General features: G+C 69.9%; 23 protein-coding genes and 1 pseudogene. 19 read left to right on the plus strand and 5 right to left on the minus strand.

Features of this window, described 5'->3' with window-relative positions; genetic code table 11:
- The first annotated feature begins 742 nt into the window (after positions 1-742).
- The 6 genes from ACWIHT_RS46490 (at position 743) to ACWIHT_RS46515 (ending at position 7,061) form a co-directional block, all read left to right on the plus strand.
- Positions 743-1,894 (plus strand): ABC transporter substrate-binding protein, encoded by a 1,152-nt coding sequence (locus tag ACWIHT_RS46490; RefSeq protein ID WP_456174711.1) that lies wholly within the window; start codon positions 743-745, stop codon positions 1,892-1,894.
- Between the two features lie 168 nt (positions 1,895-2,062).
- A complete protein-coding gene (locus ACWIHT_RS46495; RefSeq protein WP_456174712.1) occupies positions 2,063-2,746 on the plus strand; it encodes a PaaI family thioesterase in 684 nt (227 codons plus the stop codon).
- A gap of 101 nt (positions 2,747-2,847) precedes the next feature.
- Entirely contained in the window at positions 2,848-3,279 is a 432-nt protein-coding gene (locus ACWIHT_RS46500; RefSeq protein WP_456174713.1) for an FAS1-like dehydratase domain-containing protein, read from the plus strand.
- Positions 3,276-3,680, plus strand: a complete 405-nt coding sequence (locus tag ACWIHT_RS46505) for a MaoC/PaaZ C-terminal domain-containing protein (RefSeq protein ID WP_456174714.1) — start codon at positions 3,276-3,278, stop codon at positions 3,678-3,680. The genes ACWIHT_RS46500 and ACWIHT_RS46505 overlap by 4 nt, the downstream gene beginning before the upstream one ends.
- A 30-nt stretch (positions 3,681-3,710) precedes the next feature.
- On the plus strand, positions 3,711-4,565 hold the full coding sequence (locus ACWIHT_RS46510; RefSeq protein ID WP_456174715.1) for an SDR family oxidoreductase: 855 nt from the start codon (positions 3,711-3,713) through the stop codon (positions 4,563-4,565).
- Between the two features lie 36 nt (positions 4,566-4,601).
- Positions 4,602-7,061, plus strand: coding sequence for a CaiB/BaiF CoA transferase family protein (locus ACWIHT_RS46515; RefSeq protein ID WP_456174716.1), 2,460 nt, complete (start codon positions 4,602-4,604; stop codon positions 7,059-7,061).
- A gap of 51 nt (positions 7,062-7,112) precedes the next feature.
- On the opposite strand, the gene ACWIHT_RS46520 is transcribed toward ACWIHT_RS46515, so the two are convergent.
- On the minus strand, positions 7,113-7,799 hold the full coding sequence (locus tag ACWIHT_RS46520) for a TetR/AcrR family transcriptional regulator (protein WP_456174717.1): 687 nt from the start codon (positions 7,797-7,799) through the stop codon (positions 7,113-7,115).
- Positions 7,800-7,958: 159 nt separating this feature from the next.
- On the opposite strand from ACWIHT_RS46520, the gene ACWIHT_RS46525 reads away from it, so the two are divergent.
- The 11 genes from ACWIHT_RS46525 to ACWIHT_RS46575 all read left to right on the plus strand — a co-directional run bounded on the left by ACWIHT_RS46525 (position 7,959) and on the right by ACWIHT_RS46575 (position 16,869).
- Positions 7,959-9,083 (plus strand): amidohydrolase family protein, encoded by a 1,125-nt coding sequence (locus ACWIHT_RS46525; protein ID WP_456174718.1) that lies wholly within the window; start codon positions 7,959-7,961, stop codon positions 9,081-9,083.
- A 4-nt stretch (positions 9,084-9,087) separates the two neighbouring features.
- Positions 9,088-10,299, plus strand: coding sequence for a thiolase C-terminal domain-containing protein (locus ACWIHT_RS46530; RefSeq protein ID WP_456174719.1), 1,212 nt, complete (start codon positions 9,088-9,090; stop codon positions 10,297-10,299).
- Positions 10,296-10,739, plus strand: coding sequence for a Zn-ribbon domain-containing OB-fold protein (locus ACWIHT_RS46535; RefSeq protein ID WP_456174720.1), 444 nt, complete (start codon positions 10,296-10,298; stop codon positions 10,737-10,739). The genes ACWIHT_RS46530 and ACWIHT_RS46535 overlap by 4 nt, the downstream gene beginning before the upstream one ends.
- A complete protein-coding gene (locus ACWIHT_RS46540) occupies positions 10,736-10,963 on the plus strand; it encodes a hypothetical protein (protein ID WP_456174721.1) in 228 nt (75 codons plus the stop codon). The genes ACWIHT_RS46535 and ACWIHT_RS46540 overlap by 4 nt, the downstream gene beginning before the upstream one ends.
- A complete protein-coding gene (locus ACWIHT_RS46545) occupies positions 10,954-11,586 on the plus strand; it encodes a histidine phosphatase family protein (protein WP_456174722.1) in 633 nt (210 codons plus the stop codon). Before ACWIHT_RS46540 ends, ACWIHT_RS46545 begins: the two co-directional genes overlap by 10 nt.
- An 8-nt stretch (positions 11,587-11,594) precedes the next feature.
- The gene (locus tag ACWIHT_RS46550; RefSeq protein ID WP_456174723.1) at positions 11,595-12,419 is read left to right on the plus strand and encodes a mycofactocin-coupled SDR family oxidoreductase; all 825 of its coding nucleotides are present in this window, start codon (positions 11,595-11,597) and stop codon (positions 12,417-12,419) included.
- Between the two features lie 51 nt (positions 12,420-12,470).
- On the plus strand, positions 12,471-13,934 hold the full coding sequence (locus tag ACWIHT_RS46555; protein WP_456174724.1) for an aldehyde dehydrogenase family protein: 1,464 nt from the start codon (positions 12,471-12,473) through the stop codon (positions 13,932-13,934).
- 124 nt (positions 13,935-14,058) lie between these two features.
- Positions 14,059-14,460: a hypothetical protein gene (locus ACWIHT_RS46560; RefSeq protein ID WP_456174725.1), complete on the plus strand. Its 402-nt coding sequence runs from the start codon at positions 14,059-14,061 to the stop codon at positions 14,458-14,460.
- 869 nt (positions 14,461-15,329) lie between these two features.
- On the plus strand, positions 15,330-15,731 hold the full coding sequence (locus ACWIHT_RS46565; RefSeq protein ID WP_456174726.1) for a hypothetical protein: 402 nt from the start codon (positions 15,330-15,332) through the stop codon (positions 15,729-15,731).
- Positions 15,732-16,274, plus strand: coding sequence for a sigma-70 family RNA polymerase sigma factor (locus ACWIHT_RS46570; protein WP_269250243.1), 543 nt, complete (start codon positions 15,732-15,734; stop codon positions 16,272-16,274).
- Entirely contained in the window at positions 16,261-16,869 is a 609-nt protein-coding gene (locus tag ACWIHT_RS46575) for a hypothetical protein (protein WP_456174727.1), read from the plus strand. Before ACWIHT_RS46570 ends, ACWIHT_RS46575 begins: the two co-directional genes overlap by 14 nt.
- Before the next feature lie 28 nt (positions 16,870-16,897).
- On the opposite strand, the pseudogene ACWIHT_RS46580 reads toward ACWIHT_RS46575, so the two are convergent.
- Together ACWIHT_RS46580 and ACWIHT_RS46585 are read right to left on the minus strand one after the other, a co-directional pair.
- Positions 16,898-17,773, minus strand: a pseudogene (locus tag ACWIHT_RS46580) (winged helix-turn-helix domain-containing protein).
- A 304-nt stretch (positions 17,774-18,077) separates the two neighbouring features.
- A complete protein-coding gene (locus tag ACWIHT_RS46585) occupies positions 18,078-18,641 on the minus strand; it encodes a DUF5994 family protein (RefSeq protein WP_456174732.1) in 564 nt (187 codons plus the stop codon).
- 412 nt (positions 18,642-19,053) lie between these two features.
- On the opposite strand from ACWIHT_RS46585, the gene ACWIHT_RS46590 reads away from it, so the two are divergent.
- Both ACWIHT_RS46590 and ACWIHT_RS46595 read left to right on the plus strand, forming a co-directional pair.
- On the plus strand, positions 19,054-20,058 hold the full coding sequence (locus ACWIHT_RS46590; protein WP_456174728.1) for an acyl-CoA desaturase: 1,005 nt from the start codon (positions 19,054-19,056) through the stop codon (positions 20,056-20,058).
- A gap of 41 nt (positions 20,059-20,099) precedes the next feature.
- A complete protein-coding gene (locus ACWIHT_RS46595; RefSeq protein WP_456174729.1) occupies positions 20,100-20,498 on the plus strand; it encodes a DUF5994 family protein in 399 nt (132 codons plus the stop codon).
- Positions 20,499-20,531: 33 nt separating this feature from the next.
- On the opposite strand, the gene ACWIHT_RS46600 is transcribed toward ACWIHT_RS46595, so the two are convergent.
- Entirely contained in the window at positions 20,532-21,056 is a 525-nt protein-coding gene (locus ACWIHT_RS46600; protein WP_456174730.1) for a DUF5994 family protein, read from the minus strand.
- Between the two features lie 288 nt (positions 21,057-21,344).
- Positions 21,345-22,112 carry an ANTAR domain-containing protein gene (locus tag ACWIHT_RS46605; protein WP_456174731.1) on the minus strand — a complete coding sequence of 256 codons (768 nt, stop codon included), beginning with the start codon at positions 22,110-22,112 and terminating at the stop codon, positions 21,345-21,347.
- Between the last annotated feature and the right edge of the window lie 169 nt (positions 22,113-22,281).

The following is a 22,281-nucleotide window of genomic DNA, read 5'->3' on the forward strand; positions in this document are numbered from 1 at the left end:
TGTGCGAATCGCCGGACACGACAAATTCCTTGAACACGGACGTACCTTTCGCCGAACCACGTTGTTCGTTCCACAACCCACGCCTGGATGATGGAAAGCACGTACACCGACCGAATCGGACTCCGACGGCGGAGAATCGATGTTCCGGCACGGAACACTCACGATTCCGACGATCACTACCGCGCAGTGAGATTCTCTGCCGAATTCCGAATATATGTATCGACCGGTCGTTCTAATCTAAACCCGCGCTCGCCCCCATCGTCAAGTGGGGCGGACTACGACATTCCCACGCATCACCGCACGAGGCGTGCACAACCTGACCGCACCCTGACAGCCGGGGCCACGGCCAAGGGACTGCTCGCGACGCCCCACGACCAGCCCGCGCACACATTGCGCCCTCTCATTTCATGCATGACCTCGCGTGACGGGCGGACGACATGGGCGAGTCCCGTACGACCCATTCCGGCCTGACTCAATTACGTATACTCTTCTGGCTCGCGGGCCGCTACTCCCGAGACATCGGCTGCCCCTGCCCGCATCTGAACAGGTCCGTCCGGTCGCCGGTCATGGAGTCCTCGGTACGCCGGCCGGCATGGTCTGCCGCGACGCCCGGCCCTCGTGCCACGCGACCTCCGTTCGCGGCTCTCTCTTCACTTTCTCGGACGGCAGTCCCGCCGCGCGGTGCCGCCGTCCGCTGATCGCTGCGAGTGCCGGGCACTCGCCGACACATCGGGAAGCGGACATGATCGAGTCGATCGGACGAGCACTCCCCTCACCAGGGTCGCGAGCCTCACTCGCGCTGGGGTCGGCCACGCTGCTGCTCGCGGGCTGCGGCGACACCGGCAACGACACCGCGGGCGCGGACAGCACGACGATCCCGGCCGCGCCGGCGAGCGCCTTCCCCACCACGAAGGCCGCTGGTGCGCCGGTCAGGATCGGTCTCATCACCAACGAGGGCGGCCCGACCACCAGTCAGCCCGAGACCAGGGAGGCCGCCGAAGCGGCCGTGAAGTACGCCAACGCCGAGCTGGGCGGCATCGCGGGCAGGCCGATCCGGCTCACGGTCTGCAAGACGAAGGAGGAGCCGACGACGGCCCGTGACTGCGCGAACCAGATGGTCGAGGCGAAGGTCGACGCGGTGGTCCTGACCAGCAGCGGTCTGGGCGACTCCATGGTGCCGATCGTGACGAAGGCCGGTATCCCCTGGGCGACCTCCATCGCGGCCGGCAACTCCGAGGGCACCACCGCCAACGCCTTCTCCTGGACGGGCGGTTTCCCGACGACCATGACGTCGATGGCCGCGTACGCCAAGGAGAAGGGGTACAAGAAGGTCGCAGTGTTCGTGATCGACGCACCGGCCGCCGTGAGCGGCATCGAGGCCATCGGCAAGCCGGTCTTCGCCAGGGCCGGTGTCGGCCTGCGGATCGTGACGACAGCGGCGGGGACGCCCGACGCCTCGCCGCAGGTGAGCGCCGCGCTGCGCGACAAGCCCGTCGCCGTCGTAGGAGAGTCGACGGTGTGCACCTCCGTGCTCCAGGCGATGAGCACGCTCGGGGCCGGGATCGCCCGGATAAGCGTCCAGTCGTGCGTGGCGCCCGAGGTCGTCCAGGCGGTGGGCGCGGGCATGAACGGGCTTCAGGTCTTCAGCAGTTTCGACGTGGCGAGCAACGACATCGAGGCCCGGCTCTACCGGCAGGTCACGAAGCGATACAGCACCAACACCCCGACCCAGGGGTACGCGGCGATCGGCTACCAGGGAGTGCTCGGCCTGGCCCGCGCCCTGCACGGACCGACCGGCACGGTCTCGGCGAAGGAGGTCACCGGCACGGTGTCGTCCGACGGCAAGTTGGGGCAGCCGCGGGTCGTCGACCCCAGTTCGCTGTTCGCGCGCTAGTCGAAACGGCCGCGGTCGGAGCAGCTGCCGCGCACGTGAATTATCACAATGAGGATACTCATTAGGTCGATCGGGTAGTGAGGGACCGTCGCGGATCCCGCGACCCGGAGACCCCACGAACGAAGGGTGGACCATGAGCAACGGCGACCGCACACGAAACGGGTCGACATGAGGGCGCCCGGGCTGCCCGGCAGCGGCCCCTACGACGACCCGACGCTCGGGCTGGACCTCCCCGAACCGGAGGGAGTCACGCGGATCGAGTCGTGGAGCCGACCGGCGGGACCGGACGACCGGAGCGCCGACGGGTACGGCGAGATGATCGCGCGCCTGCGCGGTTTCCTCGACTACGTCACGGCGGCGCGGCTGGACCCCGGCACGCTGGCCGCGCTGTCGGACGACCTCGGCGCGTGGTCCGAGCGCCTCGCCGACCTGGCCGTTTCCGAGCGCGAGCAGGTCTTCGGGCACCGGGACGACATGCCGGGCCGGGGCCAGACGATGGCACCGGCCCTCCGGGTCCACGAGGCCGACCGGTTCAGCGTCCGGGGCACGGTCCGCTTCGGCCGGTACTTCCTGGGCGGGAACGGCGCGGTCCACGGCGGCGCCGTCCCGCTGCTGTTCGACGAGGTCCTGGGCCGGCTGTCGGGCTCGGGCGGCCGCAGCCGGGCCCGTACCGCCTATCTGCACACCGACTACCGATCGATCACTCCGATCGGTGCCGAACTCGACGTGCACGGCTGGTTCGTGAGCGAGGAGGGCCGCAAGCGCGTCCTGCGGGCCGAGATCCGGCACAACGGGGTGCTCTGCGCGGAGGCGGAGGGCCTGTTCGTCACCCTCAGGCCCGGTCAGCCCTGACCCGGGGCGGCAAAAGGTAATGAACATTTCTTAGAAAGCATTGACGCTCGGTTCCGTCGGCGAAATAGTTCGACGCGGACCTACTCCGGCGAGGAGCAGACATGGCGATCATGCCCATCGAGTGGGGCAAGGTGCGGGAGTACGCCACCGCGACGGCGGCGCCCCGTCCCGCGTACCTCGACGACCCGAACGCCCCGATCCCGCCGACCTTCCTGGCCACGGTGGTCCACTGGAGCACCATCGGCGAGACGGTCCGGGCGCCCGAGGTCGCCGAGGCGTGCGCGAGCGTCGGGATCGAGCCCGACGTACGGAATCTGCTCTCGCTGGAGCAGGAGTACGTCTTCCACGGCCGGGTGCCACGGGCGGGGGAAACGCTGCACAACTCCGAGCGCCTCCAGGACGTCCGGATCAAGCAGGGCCGAAGTGGGCCGATGGTGATCGTGCGCTTCCTGGTGTCCTTCCACGACGCCGAGGGGCTGCTGATCGCGGAGTGCCGGTACACGTCCGCCTATGTGCGCAAGGAGGCGTCGTGACCGGCCTCGCACCGGGTGCCCGGCTTCCGGAGCGGGTGTTCGGGCCGGTCACGATGACCGACGTCGTGCGCTACCAGGGTGCGAGCGGCGATCTGAACCCGATGCACCACGACGACGAACTCGCCCGCTCCGCCGGGTATCCCGCCGCGTTCAGCGTGGGGATGCTCGGCGCGGGCTGGCTCGCCGCGTACTGCACGGACCGCTTCGGCGAGGAGAGCGTACGGCGCTTCCGCACCCGCTTCACCCAGGTGGTGTTCCGCGGGGACCGGCTGATCGCGTCGGCCGAGGTCGTACGGCTCTTCGAGCAGGACGGCGAACGGCGCCTGGAGCTCGCGATCCGGCTGCGCAGGGACGACGGCGCGCTCGTGGTCGACGGTTCCGCCGAGTTCGCGCTGACGTGATGAACCCTCTGCGCCGAGAAGGGACAACGCATGGAGTCTGACGGCGAGTTGCGGATCGGGACGAGCGAACGTCTTGATCTGCCTGTGGCGTTGGTGATCGGCGGGGGCGGCATCGGCATGTCGGCGGCCCGCCGGCTCGGCCAGTCCCACCGGCTCGTGCTGGCGAGCCTGTCGGCCGCCAAGAACCCGGCGCGCGAGGCGGTGTTGCGCGAGGACGGGATCGACGCGGTGGTGACCCGGTGCGACATCACGGAGCCCGACTCGGTCGCGGAACTCGGTCAACTGGTCGCGGCCCGGGGCCGGTTGCGCACGGTGGCACATGTGGCGGCGCTGTCCCCGTCGATGGGTGACTGGCGCACCCTGCTGAAGGTGAATCTCGTCGGGGCGACGCTCGTCGAGCGGATGAGCCTGGAGCGGGCGGTACCGGGCACGGCCGCGGTGTTCGTGTCGTCCTCCGCCGGACACCTCGCCGAGCCGCCCACTCCGGAGATCACCGCCGTGCTCGACGAGCCGCTCGCACCGGACTTCGTCGAGCGCCTGGAGAAGCTGGTCCCGGAGCGGACACCCCTCCAGGCCTACCGCCTCACCAAGTTCGCGCTGCTGCGCATGTGCAGGAGACGGGCGGCGGTGTGGGGGACGAAGGGGGCCCGCATCGTGTCGATGTCGCCGGGCCCGATCGCCACCCCGATGGGTGCGCTGGAGTTCGAAGGCCCGCACCGCGAGGTCAAGTTGGGCATGCTGCGCCGGTCGCCGCTGGGCCGTGAGGGCACGATGCCGGAGACCGCCGACGCCATCGAGTTCCTCGCCTCCGACCGGGCCTCGTACATCACCGGAACCGATCTGCTGGTCGACGGCGGCATCCTCGCGACCACCCGGTTCAGCTGACCGCGCCGTGGACCCCCATCTGCAAGGGAGTTGAGCATGCCCGACCGGAACGACGGCGCCGACCTCGGCGAAGGCCCGCTGCACGGCCTCGTCGTGATCGATCTCTCGACGACGCTGCCCGGCGCCCAAGCCACTCAGTTCCTCGCGGACGCGGGCGCGGACGTCGTCCTCGTCGAGCCTCCCGACGGAAGCCCGTTGCGCGCGGACCCCGGCTGGCCCGGCCTGCTGCGCGGCAAACGGAGCATCACCCTCGACCTGCGCGACGACACCGATCGCGCGACGCTGGACGGCCTGCTCGCCGGGGCGGACGTCGCCGTCGCCACGCTGCGCCCTGCCGCCGCGGCCCGACTCGGCTTCACCGCCGAGGAGTTGGCGGTCCGGTACCCGCGCCTGGTCGCGGCACTCATCACCGGCTGGGGAACCCGCGGCCCCTGGGCCGACCGCAAGGGCTACGAGGCGCTGATCCTGGCCAAGAGCGGTGTCCTGCACTCCAAGCACCAGCTCACCACCGGCCCGGACCCCGCCCATGTCACCACTCCCTACGCGTCGTTCGCCGCGGCACAGGCAACAGTGCACGGCATCCTCGCGGCGTTGCTCGAACGGGAGGAGAGCGGCCTGGGGCAGCTGGTGGAGTCCGATCTGGTGACAGGCGTCGGCGCCTACGACCCGTACAACTGGTTCTATGAGCTGGTCCTCGGCCGCTACCCGGACGCGTTCCAACCGGCGGGCGCCGCCTTCGACCAACAGGGCAGGCCCCAGGCCAAGTTGCTGTACGCGCTGCTCATCGCCGCGACGGCGGACGGCACGTGGCTCCAGTTCGCGCAGACGGCGCCCCGGCTCATGCAGGCCTGGCTGGACGAGCTGGACCTGAGCGCCGAACTGACCGATCCGAAGTGGGAGGGCTTTCCTCTCCTGCCCACGCCGGAGCTGCGCTTCGAGTGGTGGAACAAGATGATCTCGAAGGTCGGGGAGCGGACGCTGAAGCAGTGGGAGGAGGCGTTCGCCCGCAATCCGGACGTCTTCGGCGAGCAGTTCCGTACGCCGGACGAGGCGCTCGACCACCCCCAACTCGTCCACGAGGGCCGCAGCGTCGTGGTGGACGATCCCGACCTCGGCCCGGTCCGCCAGCCCTCGACCCTGGTCCACGCGGCCGGACGTCCCCTCACCAGAATCCGCCGCGCGCCCCGACCCGGCGAACACACCCGGGAGCTGCGCGCCTTCACCCGCGCCACGACTCCCCCCAACTCTGCGGCTCAGCAAGGCCGTTGCAGCCCTCCCCTCACCGGCGTGACCGTACTCGAACTGGGCGCCATGTACGCCGGGCCGTACGGCGCCACTCTCCTCGCCGATCTCGGTGCGCGGGTCATCAAGGTCGAGCCGCTCGACGGCGACCTGATCCGCATGATCATGGCGTTCCCCGAGGCGGGCGGCGCGAAGGTGCTCCAGGGCAAGGAGAGCATCGCCGTCGACCTCCGCTCCCCCGAAGGTCTGGAGATCCTGCGGCAGTTGGCCGGACAGGTCGACGTGGTGCTTCAGTGCTACCGGGCGGGTGCCGCGGCCCGGATCGGTGTGGACGAGGCCTCGCTGAAGTCGGTCAACCCGGATCTGGTCTATGTGAACGCGCCCGGTTACGGGATCGACGGCCCCTACGGCTCCAAGCCCGCCTACGCGCCGTCCATCGGCGCGGCGTCCGGAGTGTCCGTGACCGACGCGCAGGTGGTCGGCCGTCCCGCGGCGGACCGTGACCAACTGCTTGCGCAGGCCCGCAAGTTGTACGCCGGCGGGACGGTCCCAGCGGTCCAGTCGGACGGGATGGCCGCGCTCGGTGTCGCCTCGGCCCTGCTGCTCGGGATCTACGCGAAGCGTCGTGGGATCGGACTGACCGGCATCGTGGCCACGATGCTCGGCACCAGCACGCAGGCGCTGATCGCGCACAACACCAGTTACCCGGGCCGTCCGGCGCGCTCCCGGGTCGACCCCGACTTCCGCGGGACCGGTGCCCTGTACCGGATGTATCCCGCGTCCGACGGCTGGCTGTTCCTCGCGGCGCCGAAGGAGAAGGAATGGGCTCCTCTGGTCGCCGCCCTCGGCTTCCCCGGCGATCTCGTGGACGAGCGGTTCGCCACGGGCCGGGCGCGTGCCACCCATGACGACGCGCTCGCGGACGTACTCGCCAAGGTCTTCGCCACCCGGACGAAGGCCGAGTGGGAGGCCGACCTGACGGCCTGGGACGTCGGCTGCGTCGCCGTGACCCAGGAACCGGCCGAACGGCACATGCAGGGCGACGAGTTCTACGCGGCGGGCTACGCGGTCGACGCCGTCAGCCCCGTCTTCGACGAGCACCGCAGGCTGGCACCGCTGAACCGCTTCTCCCGCTCGACGACGAAGGCGGAGGCGGGCTGCACCGTGGGCCAGCACACGGACGCGCTGCTTCGGGAACTCGGGTACGACGAGGCGCGGATCGCCGGTCTGCGGGACGCGGGGGTCGTCCGGTGACGTGACGGCCGTTGGGAAAGTTCGTAGGGAAAGGTCGTAGGCGATGGGGTGTCAGCGCCGTTCGCGCCGCGCCCGTGCCTCGTCCTCCATGAGGTCGTGCGTCACCGCGGAGACGGGCGCGGTGAGCATGCCGACCCAGCCGTCGATGTAGTTGTTGAGCTGGGCGTCGCTGATCGGGTGGCGGTTGCGCGCGTGGTCGCCCAGGAGGTTGAGCACGCTGTTGTAGAGCTGTACCTCGCGGCCCCGCCGTACGCGGTCGGGGAGTGCGCCGAGCAGTTCGGGCACCAACTCCTGGAGTACGTCGGTGGCTTCCTCGATCTGTCGCGGCCAGTATTCCGCGTCCGAGGTGGCGGGTGCCAGCCGGGCGAGGAAGGGGACGAACATCTCGCCGGCCTCGATGCTCTCGATCAGCGGACGGACCACCAGCCACACCGCCGCGAGGGGGTCCTCGGCCACGCCGTCGGCGCGGGCCTCCTCCAGGAGTACGGCCCGGCGCGCGTCGATGGTGCGGTAGCGGAAGGCGATCAGGTCCCGGACCAGGCCCGCCTTGGAGCCGAAGTGGTACGTGATGACCGACGAGTTCGACTGGCCCGCCTCCAGCTGGATCTCCCGCAGGGTCACGCCTTCGACCCCGTGGACGGCGAAGAGCCGCTCGGCGGTCGTCATCAACAGCTCGCGGGTCGCCTCCCCCGTGGTGTGCCGGCGTCTGCGGCCCGCGGCCTTCTCGTCCACTGCCATGGTCCTCATGGTGGTAGATGCGGCGCGGCACACGCAACGTCAAAACTAATGGAGATGTATTAGAAAGTATGGACAGTGGGCCCGGGCGATGGAACAGTTCGATGCGAGGACCTGCCGACGCAGGTCTCATCCCTCCCCACGTCCGGAGGACTACTCACGATGCCGAAGATCTGGACCAACTCCGGCGACTCCCACTTCCTCGAACCGAGCGATCTCTGGGAGTCGCGCCTGCCCAAGCGGCTCGCCGATCTGACGCCCAAGTCCGAGAAGGACCCGGACGGGGAGTACGAGACGGTGCATGTCGACGGTCAGTCGTTCCGCCGGAAACTGCCGACCTCGGTGGCCAGGGACTTCCTTGAGGAGAGCCGGAAGGCGCGGGGCATCCGCGACGCGCGGGCCCGCCTTCGCGATCTGGACCAGGAGGGCGTCTGGGGCGAGGTCATCTTCCCGTCGCTGGGCATGTGGTCCTCCACCTTCCGGACGCCCGAGCTGCTCAAGGCCTGCATGCGGGCGAGCAACGAGTGGGCGCTGGAGGAGATCGCGGCGGTCTCGGACCGCTACGTCGTGACCGCGCAGGTGTCGACGCTGGTGGTCGAAGACGCGATCGCCGAACTGGAGTGGGCCGCCGGACAGGGCTTCAAGGCCGTGTTCCTGCCCACCACCCCGCACCCCAGCGCACCGGACTGGCACCGCTCGGACTGGGAGCCGTTCTGGGCCGCAGCCGAACGCGCCCGTATGGTCCTCGCCTTCCACATCGGCACCGACCCGGTGGACATGACGACCGGCGGCGCGGGCCTGGTCTACCGGGGCCCCGGCGGCGCGGTCATGAACTACGCGGAGACCACGTTCTCCGGCCAGCGGGCCGCGATGAAGCTGGTGGCCTCCGGCGCCCTCGACCGGCACCCGGAGCTGAAGGTGCTGATCTCCGAGGGCGGCGCCACCTGGATCCCGTTCCTGGGCGACCGCATGCGGGAGGGCTACCGCCAGCACCACATGGCGGTGCGTCCCACACTCGAACGGGACCCGAAGGAAACCCTGATGACCCAGGTGTACGCCTCCTTCCAGCACGACGAGACGGCGGTCGCCGCGTTCGAGTCGATGGGCTACCGGAACGTCATGTTCGGCTCCGACTACCCGCACATGGAAGGCACCTTCGGTCACACGCAGGACACCCTGAAGTCCCTGTTCGACGGTGTCCCGGACGAGACCCGACTGCGCATCACGCAGGGCGCGTTCTTCGAACTCTTCCCCCAGGTACCCCCGGTCCCCACGAGCGGAGTCTGAGCCGATGCCGCGCGATTCCGGACTGCGCGACGTGGCGATCGTCGGCGTCGGCGCCACGCCCTACTACCGACGCGGAGAGTCCGCCGACAAGAGCATCACGCATCTCGCCGGCGAGGCCATCCTCGCCGCCTGCGCCGACGCCGGTCTCTCCGTCAAGGAGATCGACGGTTTCGCCTACTACTCGGGCGCCGGTGCCGGATACGGCGACAAGATGGAGTCCGTCGACTTCATGGAGACCCTCGGCATCCCCGAGGTCCGCTTCTCCGCGTCGCTCACGAACGGCGGCGGCGGCTCGGCGGGCGCGATCGGCCTGGCACGCGCGGGGATCGTCGCCGGTGACGCGTCGGTCGTCGTCACGGTCATGGCCCTGCAACAGCAGAGGCAACGCCTCGGCACAGTCATAGCGGCCAAGCCGGTGACCCCGGTCAGCTCCTTCCTCCAACCGTCCGGACTGGCGGGGCCCGGCCATCTGATGTCGGTCCTGGCCCGCCGTCACATGCACCAATTCGGCACCACCCGGGACGCGTTCGCCGAGATCGCGATCTCCACCCGGCAGAACGCCCTCAACCGCCCCAAGGCGATCAGGAAGACCCCTCTCACCCGCGAGGAGTACTTCGCCGGACGGATGATCGCCGAACCGCTCTGCGTCCACGACTTCTGCCTGGAGACCGAGGGAGCGGTCGCCGTGATCACCACCTCGGCCGACCGCGCCCGCGACCTGCGCCAGAAGCCGGTCCCCGTGGTGGCCGTCGCCCACGGCGGCACCCGGGACTGGGGCCGCGGCTTCTCCTGGTACGGCATGCCCGACGAGACCTTCACCTCCTCGGGCCACCGACCGATCGCCGGACACCTCTTCAAGCAGGCCGGAATCACACCCCAGGACATCGATGTGGCCCTGATCTACGACCACTTCACCCCGATGGTGCTCATGCAGCTGGAGGACTACGGCTTCTGCGCCAAGGGCGACGGCGGCCCGTTCGTCGAGAGCGGCGCGATCCGCTACACCCGTCGCAGAAAGCCGGGGACCATCGCGGTGAACCCGCACGGCGGGCAGCTCTCCGAGGCGTACGTCATCGGGATGACCCAGATCGTCGAGGGCGTCGAGCAGATGCGCGGCACCGCGATCAACCAGGTCGACGACGCCGAGTTCGCGCTGTGCACCGGCGGTCCGGCGAGCCTGCCGGTGAGCGGACTGATCCTGGGACGCGACCGGTGAGCGCGGCCCGCCTCGCGACGGCGCTGCCGTCCGACGTCGTACGGATCGCGACGGACCATGTCACCGAGCCGTTCTGGCAGGCCGCGAAGGAACGTCGGCTCGTGGCACCCCGGTGCGGCGACTGCGGAACCTTCCGGCTGCCGCCCACCCCGTTCTGCCCGGAGTGCCAGTCCAGCGCGGTCGATTGGCCCCAACTGTCCGGCCGCGCAACGGTCTACAGCTTCGCCGTCGTGCACGGCTACCCCGGGCTGCCGGAACTGACCCTGGTCCCCGCCGTCGTGGAACTGCCGGACGCGCCCGGAGCGAGGCTGGTCACGAACGTCGTCGGGGTTGAACCGGCCGACGTACGGATCGGGTTGGCGCTGACCGTCGACTTCCACCCCATCACCGACGGCTGGATGCTGCCCGTGTTCCGCGTGGCCGAGGAGGGCAAGGCATGAGCGACGACTACGAGAGCGCCCTGGAGGAGAAGCCGCTCGAATTCCTGGCGAGCGTGGCGAACAGCGGGGGTTCCTGCGACGGCCAGGCCGTCGTTCCGGACGGCGATCGCTACCGGTGCTGGTGTTCCTGCGGCGTCTGGACCATCGAGGCGCCAACTCAGGCCGAGGGACTGCGACTTGCCCGACTCCACACCTCAACGGCGGGGGCGCGCACATGGGCGTGATCCTCTTCGTCCGGCACGGCAAGGCATCGGTGGGCGCGGCCGACTACGACGTGCTCTCCGACACCGGTGAACGCCAGTCCGAGCTGCTCGGGACGGAATTCTCCAGGCGCGGAGTCTCCGCGACCCGGATCCTGACCGGCCGCCTCAACCGCCAACAGCAGACCGCCCGTTGCACCCGCCTCGCGTCGAGCTGGTCGACGACCTTGGAGGTCGACGAGGCGTGGAACGAGTTCGACCACATGGACGTCGTCGCGGCCCACCGCAAGGTCGACACCCCCGATTCCGAGCCGCTGGACCGGGCCATTCCCCGCTGGTCCTCGGGACGGTACGACCACGAGTACACGGAGCCGTTCCCCGCGTTCACGAAGCGGGTCGACGACGCGTTCCGCACGGTGGCGGGCGAGTTGACCTCGGGCGAGACCGCTGTCGTCTTCACCAGCGCGGGGGTGATCGGGTGGGTCGCGGCCTCCCTGCTCGGCGGTGGCGAGCCGCAGTGGTCCGCGCTGAACCGCGTGGCGGTCAACAGCGGGGTCACGAAAGTCGTCGTGGGCAGCCGGGGCAGCACGCTCATCACCTTCAACGAGCACTCCCACCTGCCCCCTCAACTCGTCACCTACAGATAGGACTTGCCATGGAGCCAGGCAGGAAGGTCGCCTTCATCACCGGTGTCGCACGCGGTCAGGGCCGCGCGCACGCGGTGAAACTCGCCTCTCAGGGCATGGACATCATCGGTCTCGACATCTGCGAGAACATCGAGTCGATGGACTACCCCAACGCGACCGAGGACGACCTCCGGGCGACGGTGAAGGCCGTGGAGGAGGCGGGCGGGGCGATCGTCGCCGAGAAGGGCGACGTACGCAGCTTCGACGATCTGCGTCGGGTCCTGGACCACGGCGTCGAACGCTTCGGCCGGGTCGACGTCCTGATCGCGAACGCCGGCATCATCCGCCTCTCCCCCGGCGGCGACCGCGACCGCACCTGGACCGACATCATCGACGTGAACCTGACGGGCGTCTGGCGCACCGTCGAGGTGGTCCTCCCGGCGATCCGCGCCGGTGAGCGCGGCGGGTCGATCGTCATCACGAGTTCGGTGGCCGGGCTCAAGGGCGGCGCGAACGACAAGGCGGGCGGCCAGGCCTACACAGCGGCGAAGAGGGGCCTGGTGGGCCTCATGCAGGTGCTCGCGAACGAGTACGCGGGCGAGCGGATCCGGGTCAACACCATTCACCCCACAGGGGTGTTGTCGGGCATGACGCAGAACCCGGTCATGGAGGAGCTCCACGCGCAGGCCGCCAGGGGCGAGAAGAACCCGATCAGCCAGATGCGGAACGCCCTTCCGATCGACGTCCTCCGGGCCGAGGACATCGCCAACGCCGTGGCCTGGCTGGTGTCCGACGAGGCCGCCTACATCACCGGCGTCCAACTGCCCCTCGACGCGGGTTTCGCCGTCCGCTGAGCCGCGCGGCACCGCACCCGCAGACCAAGAACTCCCCGGGAGACAACACCCATGACCGTGACCGCCCCGCGCGTTCGACTCCACTACGGCGACAAGGTTCTCGACTCCGGGTCCGGCGGTGTCTTCGAGCACCGCAACCCCTACACGGGCGAGATACAGGCGGCGATCCCCTTGGCCGGCGCCACCGAGATCGACGAGGCCGTCGAACTGGCCGCCGCGCAGGCCGAGTCCTGGCGCCGCTGGACACCGGAGGCGCGCCGCGACATCTTGATGCGGTTCGCGGAGCTGCTGGGCGAACACCGTCAGGAGTTCGTCGACCTCCAGGCCCTCGACGGCGGCACCCCGACCCACTTCGGCGAACGGATCGTCGACAACTCCATCAACTGGACGCGCTACTACGCCGGTTGGTGCGACAAACTCTCCGGCGAGCTGCTCTCGACCCTCGACACCCGCGGCTACTTCTCCTACACGACACCCGAGCCCTACGGCGTCGTGGGCATCATCGTCACCTGGAACGGTCCCGTCGTCTCCCTGGGCATGAAGGTCATCCCGGCACTGGCGGCCGGGAACTGCGTGGTGGTCAAACCCTCGGAGTTCACCCCCTTCGCACCGCATCTGTACGGCCAACTCCTGCGCGAGGCAGGCGTACCGGACGGCGTGTGCAGCATCCTCAGCGGCGGCGCCGAAGCCGGAGAGGCCCTGGTGCGCCACCCCAAGGTGGAGAAGGTGAGCTTCACCGGCGGACCCGTCGCGGCCCGCCGGATCATGCACGCCTGCGCGGAGCAACTAAAGCCCGCCGTACTGGAGTTGGGCGGCAAGACGGGCAGCATCGTCTTCCCCGACGCCGGCGACCTCGACGCGGTGGCGAGCCGCGCCGTACGGGACAGCATCGGGGTGCTGGCCGGACAGGGCTGTGTGGTGCCGACACGGCTGATCGTGCATGCCGACATCTACGACGAGTTGGTGGAACGGGTCACTGAGGTCGCCGCGACCTACCGGATGGGCGATCCCTTCGATCCCGGGGTCAAGGTCGGTCCGCTCATCAACGCCGCCGCGGTCGAGCGGGTCTGCGGGATGCTCGACCGCGCCAGACGGGACAAGGCCGGGCGGATCACCATCGGCGGCAACCGGGCCGGCGGTGACCTCGCCGACAAGAACTTCGTCGAGCCCACGATCATCGCCGACGTGGACCCGGACCACGAGATCGCCCAGACGGAGGTCTTCGGCCCCGTACTGCTGGTGTTCAAGTTCTCGACCGAGGACGAGGCGGTCGCCCTCGCCAACAGCACGCCGTACGGCCTCGGCGCCAACATCCAGTCGACGAACCTCACCCGCGTGCACCGCGTGGCCGAGCGGCTGAAGGCCGGGGGCGTCTACGTCAACGGCGCCCGGCAGAACCTCCCGTACACCCCCTTCGGCGGTCTGGGCCTCAGCGGCTACGGCAAGGAGGGCGGCCGGGCGGGCATCGACGAGTTCCTGCGCTACAAGACCGTGTCGATCATCCAGCCGGAGTGATGGTGCAGCCGGCTCCACCACGGGTCGGGGAGGCTGCTCTCTCGTGGCGGTGAGCGGGCAACGGGATCGTGGTCGGCAGAGATCGAAAACGTCCCCGCGTCCCCCCGCTCCGAAGGAAAACCCCGTGAAGTCGCTGCTCACCACCGTCAAGTCGCTCGTCGCCGATCTGCTGCTCTGGTCGTTCTTCGTCGGCGGCCTCGTCGCGAGCACCGCCTCCGGCACCGTCCTCGACGGCACCCAGAAGAACGTGGCCACCTACACCGGAATCGCCATCTCACTGCTCGCGGGATCACGCATCGCGAAGAAGCCGAAGATCAAGGCATTCCTGTCGAAGTCCTCCACCCTGTGGTTCCTGTTCCTCTTCAACGGCGGCGTGGCCGCGGCCTGCTACCTGACCATGGACGGCGTGAAGGGCATCGCGACCGCGACCGGAATGGGCCTGGTCTCACTCGGCGCCGCAGGCGGCCTTCTGTCGAACCTTCTGTCGAACCGCCGCAAGCCGGCCACAGCCCGGCACCGGGCATAGCGGGGGCAGAACACAGGTCCCACCGAAGGAAGTTGGACGGCACACGGACACAGCTACGGAGCTGGCTCGCAACTGGCTCCACAGCCGCGTCGGCCGTTCGGCTGAGGTGACTCCACCTGGTGTGACGGGAGATGGGAGCTGGGCCTCCCCTCTTCCTGCCACCCGCCCTCAACAATCATGGTCCCAGCGGCCCCGACCACAACTGCTGAGCCAGCGACAGGGTCTCCCACCTGGACCCCCATCTGGTCTCCGACGACATTCCTCGATCACGTCGGCCCTGAGGCGGGCGAACGGTTCACACGCGGCGACAGGACCGCGGTGATCGTGAAGTATCTGCGGGTGAGCGGACGGTCGGTGGAACGCCGGCAGCGTGCCTGGCGGGAGGGTGGGATGGATGCTCGTGAGCCCGCAGGCTCTGCGCCATGGGGCCGGTGAACTCCACCAGGAGGAGCATCGAGAACGAACCGAACGTCGCGAAGCTCGCCATTCGTCGAGGAATGCAGCACCTGACTGCACAGGGCGAACAGAGCGGCATCACCGGCGCGGTGCACGCGGCGCGGCGCGGCGAGTCGCCAGCAGTCACGGGTCATGGTCGCGCAACCAGGTGGGGATCCGCCCGGGCAGGACGCGCCAGGGAATCGCCATACGCCCGCACACCGCGCCGTCGCGCCGTCGCATGGGCAGGGACGAAACCGAACCCGGTCGACAGATCTTGGGCCGCGACGGGTCAGTCACGGTTCGATAACGAAGGCCTGTGGAGTGTGCGCCTCGTGGGGGGCCCGGGCGTGGGGGTGGTGGAACGGCGGTCGGGCTCGCCCAGCGAGTGAGGCCCTCGGACCTTCCCTCCCCTACGAACGTGAGGATGGACCATGCAGCACCGCAAGTTGGGATTCGCCGCTGCCGGCGTCGCCGCCGCGGGCCTGTGCGCCGCGTTGGCCACGACGGCGCTCGCTTCGTCCGGCCACGGAACCACAGCGCAGAGCGTCAAGCACTCGCAGGCCGTGGTCAAGGAGGCCGCGAAATCGAAGGCGGCCTCCGACGTCAAGACCAAGGACCAGCCGTCCGCGTCCGAGCTCAACCGACAACTCGTGAAGATCCAGTGGGCGATCAAGGTGACGACCGGCCGCCCGACCAAGGCCCAGGTCGCCGAAGCCGACAAGCTGGTAGGGCAGTTGAAGGCGCAGGGCAAGGCCACCGCCGCGCAACTGGCATGGCTGGCGCTGACTCCCGCCGAGAAGCGCGTGGAGGCAGCACCGGTGAACGTGAACTGAGTGGAGCATGACAGTGACGGTGACCGAGGGCAGCAGGCCGGTGTGACGGACTTCGAGGAGTTCTACCAGTCGGCGTACGCGCGGCTGGTCGGTCAGCTGTTCTCGGTCACCGGCAGTCTCGAACAGGCCGAGGACGTCGTACAGGAAGCGTTCATCCGGGCCCTGGACCGCTGGCCCCGGATCCAGGCCTACGACGTGCCCGAGCTGTGGGTGCGCCGGGTGGCGATCAACCTCGCGGTCAGCGAGATCCGCCGGTTACGCCGGCGTGCCGCGGCTCTGCTGCGCCTGGGTGCCCAACGCCCGCTGCCCCACCTCACGCCGCAGACCGTCGAGGTCGCCGAGATGCTGCGCCATGTTCCGGTGAACCAGCGCCCGGTGCTGTTGCTGCACGACGTACTGGATCTGCCGATCGAGCAGGTCGCCGAGCAACTGGGCCTGCCGGTGAGCACCGTGCGCGGCAGACTCGCCCGAGCCCGCGCGAACCTGGCCCGCCGTTTCGCCGCCGATCCGGAAGGAGCTCTGTCCCACCATGGCCGACCCTGAACACGGACTTCGCCGACTCGTCGAGGAGGGCACGCGGGCCGCCCGGCAGCCGCCCCTCGCGGACCTACGGCGCAGGGCCCGGCGCCGCCGCACACTCCGCGAGGTCGCGATGGTCACAGCCGTGGCCGCCGCGGTGCTTGCGGCCTTCCCCCTGGTCGCCTGGGAACGTTCCGGAACCAGCAGTCCGACGGCGCCCCACACCCCCCAGCCCACGGTGACCGGCCCCTCCACACCTCTGCTCGCCTCGCCGTCCGAGACCGTGCCAGGCGGCACGATCACGCTGACCGGTACGGACTGCGCCCCCGGGAAGGCGGTGACCGTCGGGATCCGCTGGAACCGCGGCGCGAAGCAGAACCTCTCCATGGAAGAACAGAAAAGATCACCGGAGCAACCGCGACCAACCGCCACGGCCGCCGGGACATACGAGCTGTCCTCGGTCAGTGCACTCGCGACCGGGTCCTTCGAGGCCAGAGTCAAGATTCCGACCACCACCGCGGTCAACAAGCCCACGCTGTGGGCCCGTTGCCAGACCGCAGCCCCCTCCCACCAACTCACCCAGAACGTCACGATCATCGTCCGCAGCCCCTACCAGTAGGACTCCGTTGCTGAGCTCGCTGGATGGTTTACGGGCGTTGAGTGAGGGTGAGTCCGGTGCCGGCGAGGCGGCCGTCGATGAGGTCGGGTCGGAGTTGGATATGACGCGGGCTTCGGCGCGGGGTGCGTTCGAGATGCTCGTCGTCGGTGAAGGCGGTGTCGGCCGGCGGGCCGCGCCGTAACAGCGACCAGATGCCCTCCACCGGATTCAAGTCCGGTGCGCAGGAGGGCAGTTGCACGATGGTGAGCCAGTCATGTGCGGCCGCGTACTCACGCATCCCGGCGGCCCGGTGGACGTGGAGACTGTCCCGGGTCAAGGCGGTGGGGGCGCCGAGCTGGATGCGGGCGCGGACGACCAGGCCGTGGTAGTCACGCCAGGAGAAGCCGTCACGTCCTGTGCCCCTGTACTGGCGGTGGCGGTGGCGGTGGGGCCGGTGGACCGGTGGATCAACCGGGATGCCCCGCCCGGCCGGTAACAGCACATGGCGGCGATCGACCCGCGGCGCCAGGACCGGCCCCGCACCCGCACCACGGGCGTATACCCACGGACACTGCCAGGACCAGCCGTGACGGTGCAGCAGCCGCTGTACCGCCGCCATCGAGCAGTCGGTCCGGAATCTGAAGGCGATCACAGCTGTGATCCGTGCCGGAGTCCACCCCTGGTCCTCCCCACCGTGCCCGGCGGGTCCGAGGGCCAACTCCTTCTCCGACTCGGCGAACCGGCCGTCGGACAGCCTGGCCGACTTCGGCGGCCCCGCGGTGGCGAGAGCATCCATCCCGCCCTCCCACCAGGCACGCCAGGCACGCCGCCGGCGTTCCACCGACCGCCCGCTCACCCGCAGATCCTTCACGATCACCACGGTCCTGTCGCCGCGTGTGAACCGTTCGCCCGCCTCGTACCGGATCCGCTGCGGAGCAGTGCACTCGTTGCGGTCCCGGGAGCCGTAGTGTGATGGGCGGCCGAGGCCGTGGCCGCGAGAAACACCACCGCGAACCAGAGCCGGAGGTCCGCGATCGGAGTGTCTCGATCTTGGGTATGGCTCAATCAGAGGGTGGCCAGGCAGACCGACGCCGAACCCTGGCGCGGCAATCCTGTCGGCGTGCTGGATGTTCAGCCGGTGCATCGTGCAAGCCGCCGTGGCGACGAGGACGACGAAGGCTACGGCCGTCAGGAAGGCGCTCATGACGGGCCGCCTCACCTGCCGACCGTCAGGCGGCCGGGCGGACCGGCTGTTCCGGGACGGGCGCGGACACGCCACCCTCGTACTCCCACACCTTTTCCGGATCCAGCGGCGCCTCGGTCGCGGCGACGCCGTGCCGCCCCTCGTCCGCGGCGATGAGCGCGCTCGCGGTCAACGGCGGGCCGTCGTGGTCGGACGCGGCAGCCATCAGCCTGGCCGCCGACTCCGCCCCGGTCTCCGGCGGGATGATCAGCAGATCCCATCGTCCGATGCCGTAGGAGAGCAGCAATAGCTTGTGCGGGTCGATTTCCGCGGCGAACCAGCCCACCTTGACGATGTGACCGTCCACGGGAACCTTGCGGGGGACGGCCGGCCAGTACATCGGGTTGACGGCGATGCGGGTGATGCGGCCCCACAACGGGTCCAACACGGCGGTCAGCGCGGGCAGTTCGCTCAGCAGATCCCGGGAGCGGGGCCACCAGGCGCCGTCCAGGAGGCCACGAGTGGCGCCGTCGCTCTTCAGTGAGAGACGGGCGGCCGGGGCTGCGCCGGGCCCGGGATGCGGCAGGGTGGGGTGCGAGGTCGCCGACATGATGCGGACCCGTCTCCGGGCCACCTCTGCGGCGGCGCGGGTTTCATCACTCGCCGAGGACGACCCGGCGTGGAAGCCGGTGTGCGAAGTGCCCTCGGTGCTGTTCACGGTACTCCGCGCTCTGCGACAGCGCGGAATGGTGGCCGCCGACTGGGGCGCTGGTGTTCCTACTTGCTCCGGAGGGACGTGGCCCCGCGCCGTCCGGCCGGTCGACGTCCCGCGACGGTCGATGTCAACGCGGTGGCCGTACGCTCCGGCCCGGCCCGTTCCGGAGCATGCAGGAGTACCGTGGAGTAACCGAGGTCTCTTGACGTGCCGGTGTCCGTCCGGCGTCCTGTCCTCGCGTTTCCCTTCCCAGGGGCAGCCCGTGACCCCGGCCGCGCCATCCGCAGCGAGGCCGAGGAGTCCCGCCATGTCGATCGTCTCCACTCCGTCCACGACGGAGATCCCGGCGGGCACAGATCCGCCGCCCCCGCCCTACGACGGCACCACCCCCTTCCCGCAAGACGAGGGCCCGGCGCCCGCGCGGGACGGCGGAGAACGGATCTACGTCGGCATCACGGCGGCGATCGTCATCCTGCCGTTCGTGGCGCTCGGCCTGGCCGGCTGGCTGCTGTGGGGGCGGCTCGTCCACCCCGTCGACCTCGTGCTCGCGGCCGTCCTCTACACGGTCACCGGCCTGGGCATCACCGTCGGCTTCCACCGCGGGCTCACCCACGGCTCGTACCGGGCCATCCGGCCCGTGCGCATCGCGCTCGCGGTGGCCGGGTCGATGAGCTTCCAGGGCGATGTCATCGGCTGGGTCGCCACCCACCGCCGCCATCACGCCTTCACCGACCGGCCCGGCGACCCGCACTCGCCGTACCGCTACGGCACCCACCTGGGCGGCCAGTTGCACGGCCTGCTCGACGCCCACGTCGGCTGGCTGTTCCGCAACGAGCAGACACCGCCCGAGCGTTACGCCCCCGACCTCGTCGCCGACCCCGACATCCGGGCTGTCTCCCGCGCCTTCCCCTGGCTGTGCCTGCTCACGCTCGCGCTGCCGTTCGGGCTCGGCTGGGCGATCGGCGGGAGTTGGCTGTACGGCGTAACGGGCCTGCTGTGGGCGGGACTTGTGCGCATCGCGCTGCTCCACCATGTCACCTGGAGCGTCAACTCGCTGTGCCACATGATCGGTGAGCGACCCTTCCGCACCCGGCGCCACGACCGCGCCACCAACCTGTGGCCGCTGGCTCTGCTCTCCTTCGGCGAGAGCTGGCACAACCTCCACCACGCCGACCCCACCAGCGCCCGGCACGGCGTCGACCGCGGCCAGATCGACCCGTCGGCCGCCGTCATCCGCCTCATGGAACGCGCCGGCTGGGTCCACGACGTGCGCTGGCCGACCCCGGACCGGGTCGCCGCCCGCCGCGCCTGAGGTCAAACGCTCATCCACGTACGGCAGTTGGCAGGAGCCTCATGACCACCGTGCTACAGCCCCCGCTTCCCTCCCATCCTGTCCTCCGCCTGCGCCTGGCACCCCCGGGGAACCTGCCGCGGGCCATCGACGGCGCGTGGTGGCCCCGTTCGTACGACCTGCTGGTCGAACTCCCGCGCCTGCTCGCGGGGTTGCCGCGCAAGTGGGGCCACATCACCAGCGCCACGGTCAACGGGACGCCATGGCCCACCATGCCCGGCCAGATGCTCGTTTCCAACCAGGTCGTACGACTGCGCAGGACCCAGGGGGAATCCACCCCGCACACCATCGTCCTGCTCGCGCCCGGCCGGGGGCGCTGGGATCTGCTGGTGGTGCCGCCGGACACGACCGAGCAGGCGGCCGAACCGCTCATGACAGCCGCCGCGGGCGGTCCCGTCTGATCCGGCCCGGCACCGGCCCGCACTGCCGGCCGGTCACCTCCCCGCGACCGCCTGGTGACGGGGAGGCGTGGTTGCTTCGTACGACGGAGGCGTGCTGTCGGCCCGTTCTGCCGTCACGAGGTCGCTCGCGGCCACCTGCGGGGCGGTGTTCGCACTCGCGGCGGCCATCAGCCGGGCGGCCGAGGGGGCGGTGGTCTCCGGGGGAACCACCAGGAGGTCCCAGCGGCCCGACGTGCCGGACAGCAGCAGGATCATGTGCGGATCCAGCTCCGAGGTGAACCAACCGACCCTCACCACATGGCCGTTGACGAAGATCCTGGGCGGAAGGATAGGCCAGTAGCGGGGGTTGACGGCGATGCGGGTGATCCGACCCCACAGTGGGTCCAATACGTCGGCCAGTGCGGGGAGTTCATGGCTCAGGTCCCGTGAGCGGGGCCACCAGGCGCCGTCCAGCTCGGCACGTTCCGGGGAAGGGCTCACGGGTTTGAGGGCGAGGCGTGCGGTCGGCGCCCTGAACGGCGCGGCGCGCAGCGCCGGATGGTCGGTGATCGCGGACATCGTGCGAACCCGTCCCCGGACCGCTGCGCGGGGGCAGTTGTCCGGTGTCGTTGCTCACCAGGAACGACACCGGAATCGAGTCCGGTGTGCGAAGTGCTCCCAACGCGTTCACGCTACTCCCCGAAACGGCCGAACGGACCGCTTCCTGAGCCCGCCTCCCTTCCGGTGGTCGTCCTTGCCCGAGGGGCGGCTGGTCTCCAGTCGGGATCGCGCCGGTTCTGCCGCGCGGGTGGTGTCCACAGTGAACCGGGGGGGGCGAGTCCCTCCCTTGGCGTCCCGTGACAACGGTCAGTCGTGGTGATCCCCGGGCCGGGCCGTCGCGGGTGCCGGGATGGCGGCGGTGTCGAAGTCGCCGGAGACGATCTGCGCGGCGAGGTCCGAGAGGCGCAGATGACGGGCGCGGGCGTAGGTCCGGAACGCGGCGAAGGCATCGTCGACGGAGGTGTTCCAGCGCTCCGCCAGGAAACCCTTGGCCTGTTCGATCAGGATGCGGCTGGTCAGCGCGTTCTCCAGCTGGCTGTTCTCGACATGGGACTGCTCCAGGGTGCGCTGCTGCAGGATCGCGATGGTGGCCACGTCGGCGAGGGCCTGGGCGAGCGCGATGTCGTCGTCGCCCAGGATGTGCGGGGTGGTCTGGAAGAGGTTGAGCGCGCCGACGACCCGGTTGCGCAACCGCAGCGGGATGGCGTGCGTGGTCACGTATCCCGTCGCGCGGGCCTGCTCGGCGAAGTGCGGCCACGCGCCGGTCGCCTCCGCCGCGGTCAGGTCGATGTTGGTGCGGGCGGCGCCGGAGCGGTAGCACTCGACGCACGGACCCTGGTCGTGCTGGAGCGCGAAGAGCTCCAGCAGGCGGGTGTGCTCGTCCGAGGCGGCGATGATCTGTAGCTCACCGTGCGCGTCCACGAGCAGGATCCCGGCCGCCGAAACGTCAAGGAGCTCCACGCAGCGCGCGGAGAGCCGGTGCAGCAGGTCGATGACATCGAAGTCCTCGACCAAGGAGTCCGCGACCTCCACGAAGATCTCGGCCAGACGTCGTTCGCGGGCCATGGCTATCATCCCTTTCCACCGTCGGGCGAGTACGGCCCGCTTACATCGTCGTCGAGATCGTCCGTGAAGCGCAGCCTGCGGGCGACCACATCCGCCGCGATTTCACGCAGGGACCGCTCACTGCTGTACGCGTGGGCCCGCAGGCGAAGCAGGGCCTCCTGTATGGACACGTCCAGTT

Source organism: Streptomyces sp. NPDC002276 (assembly GCF_053891435.1).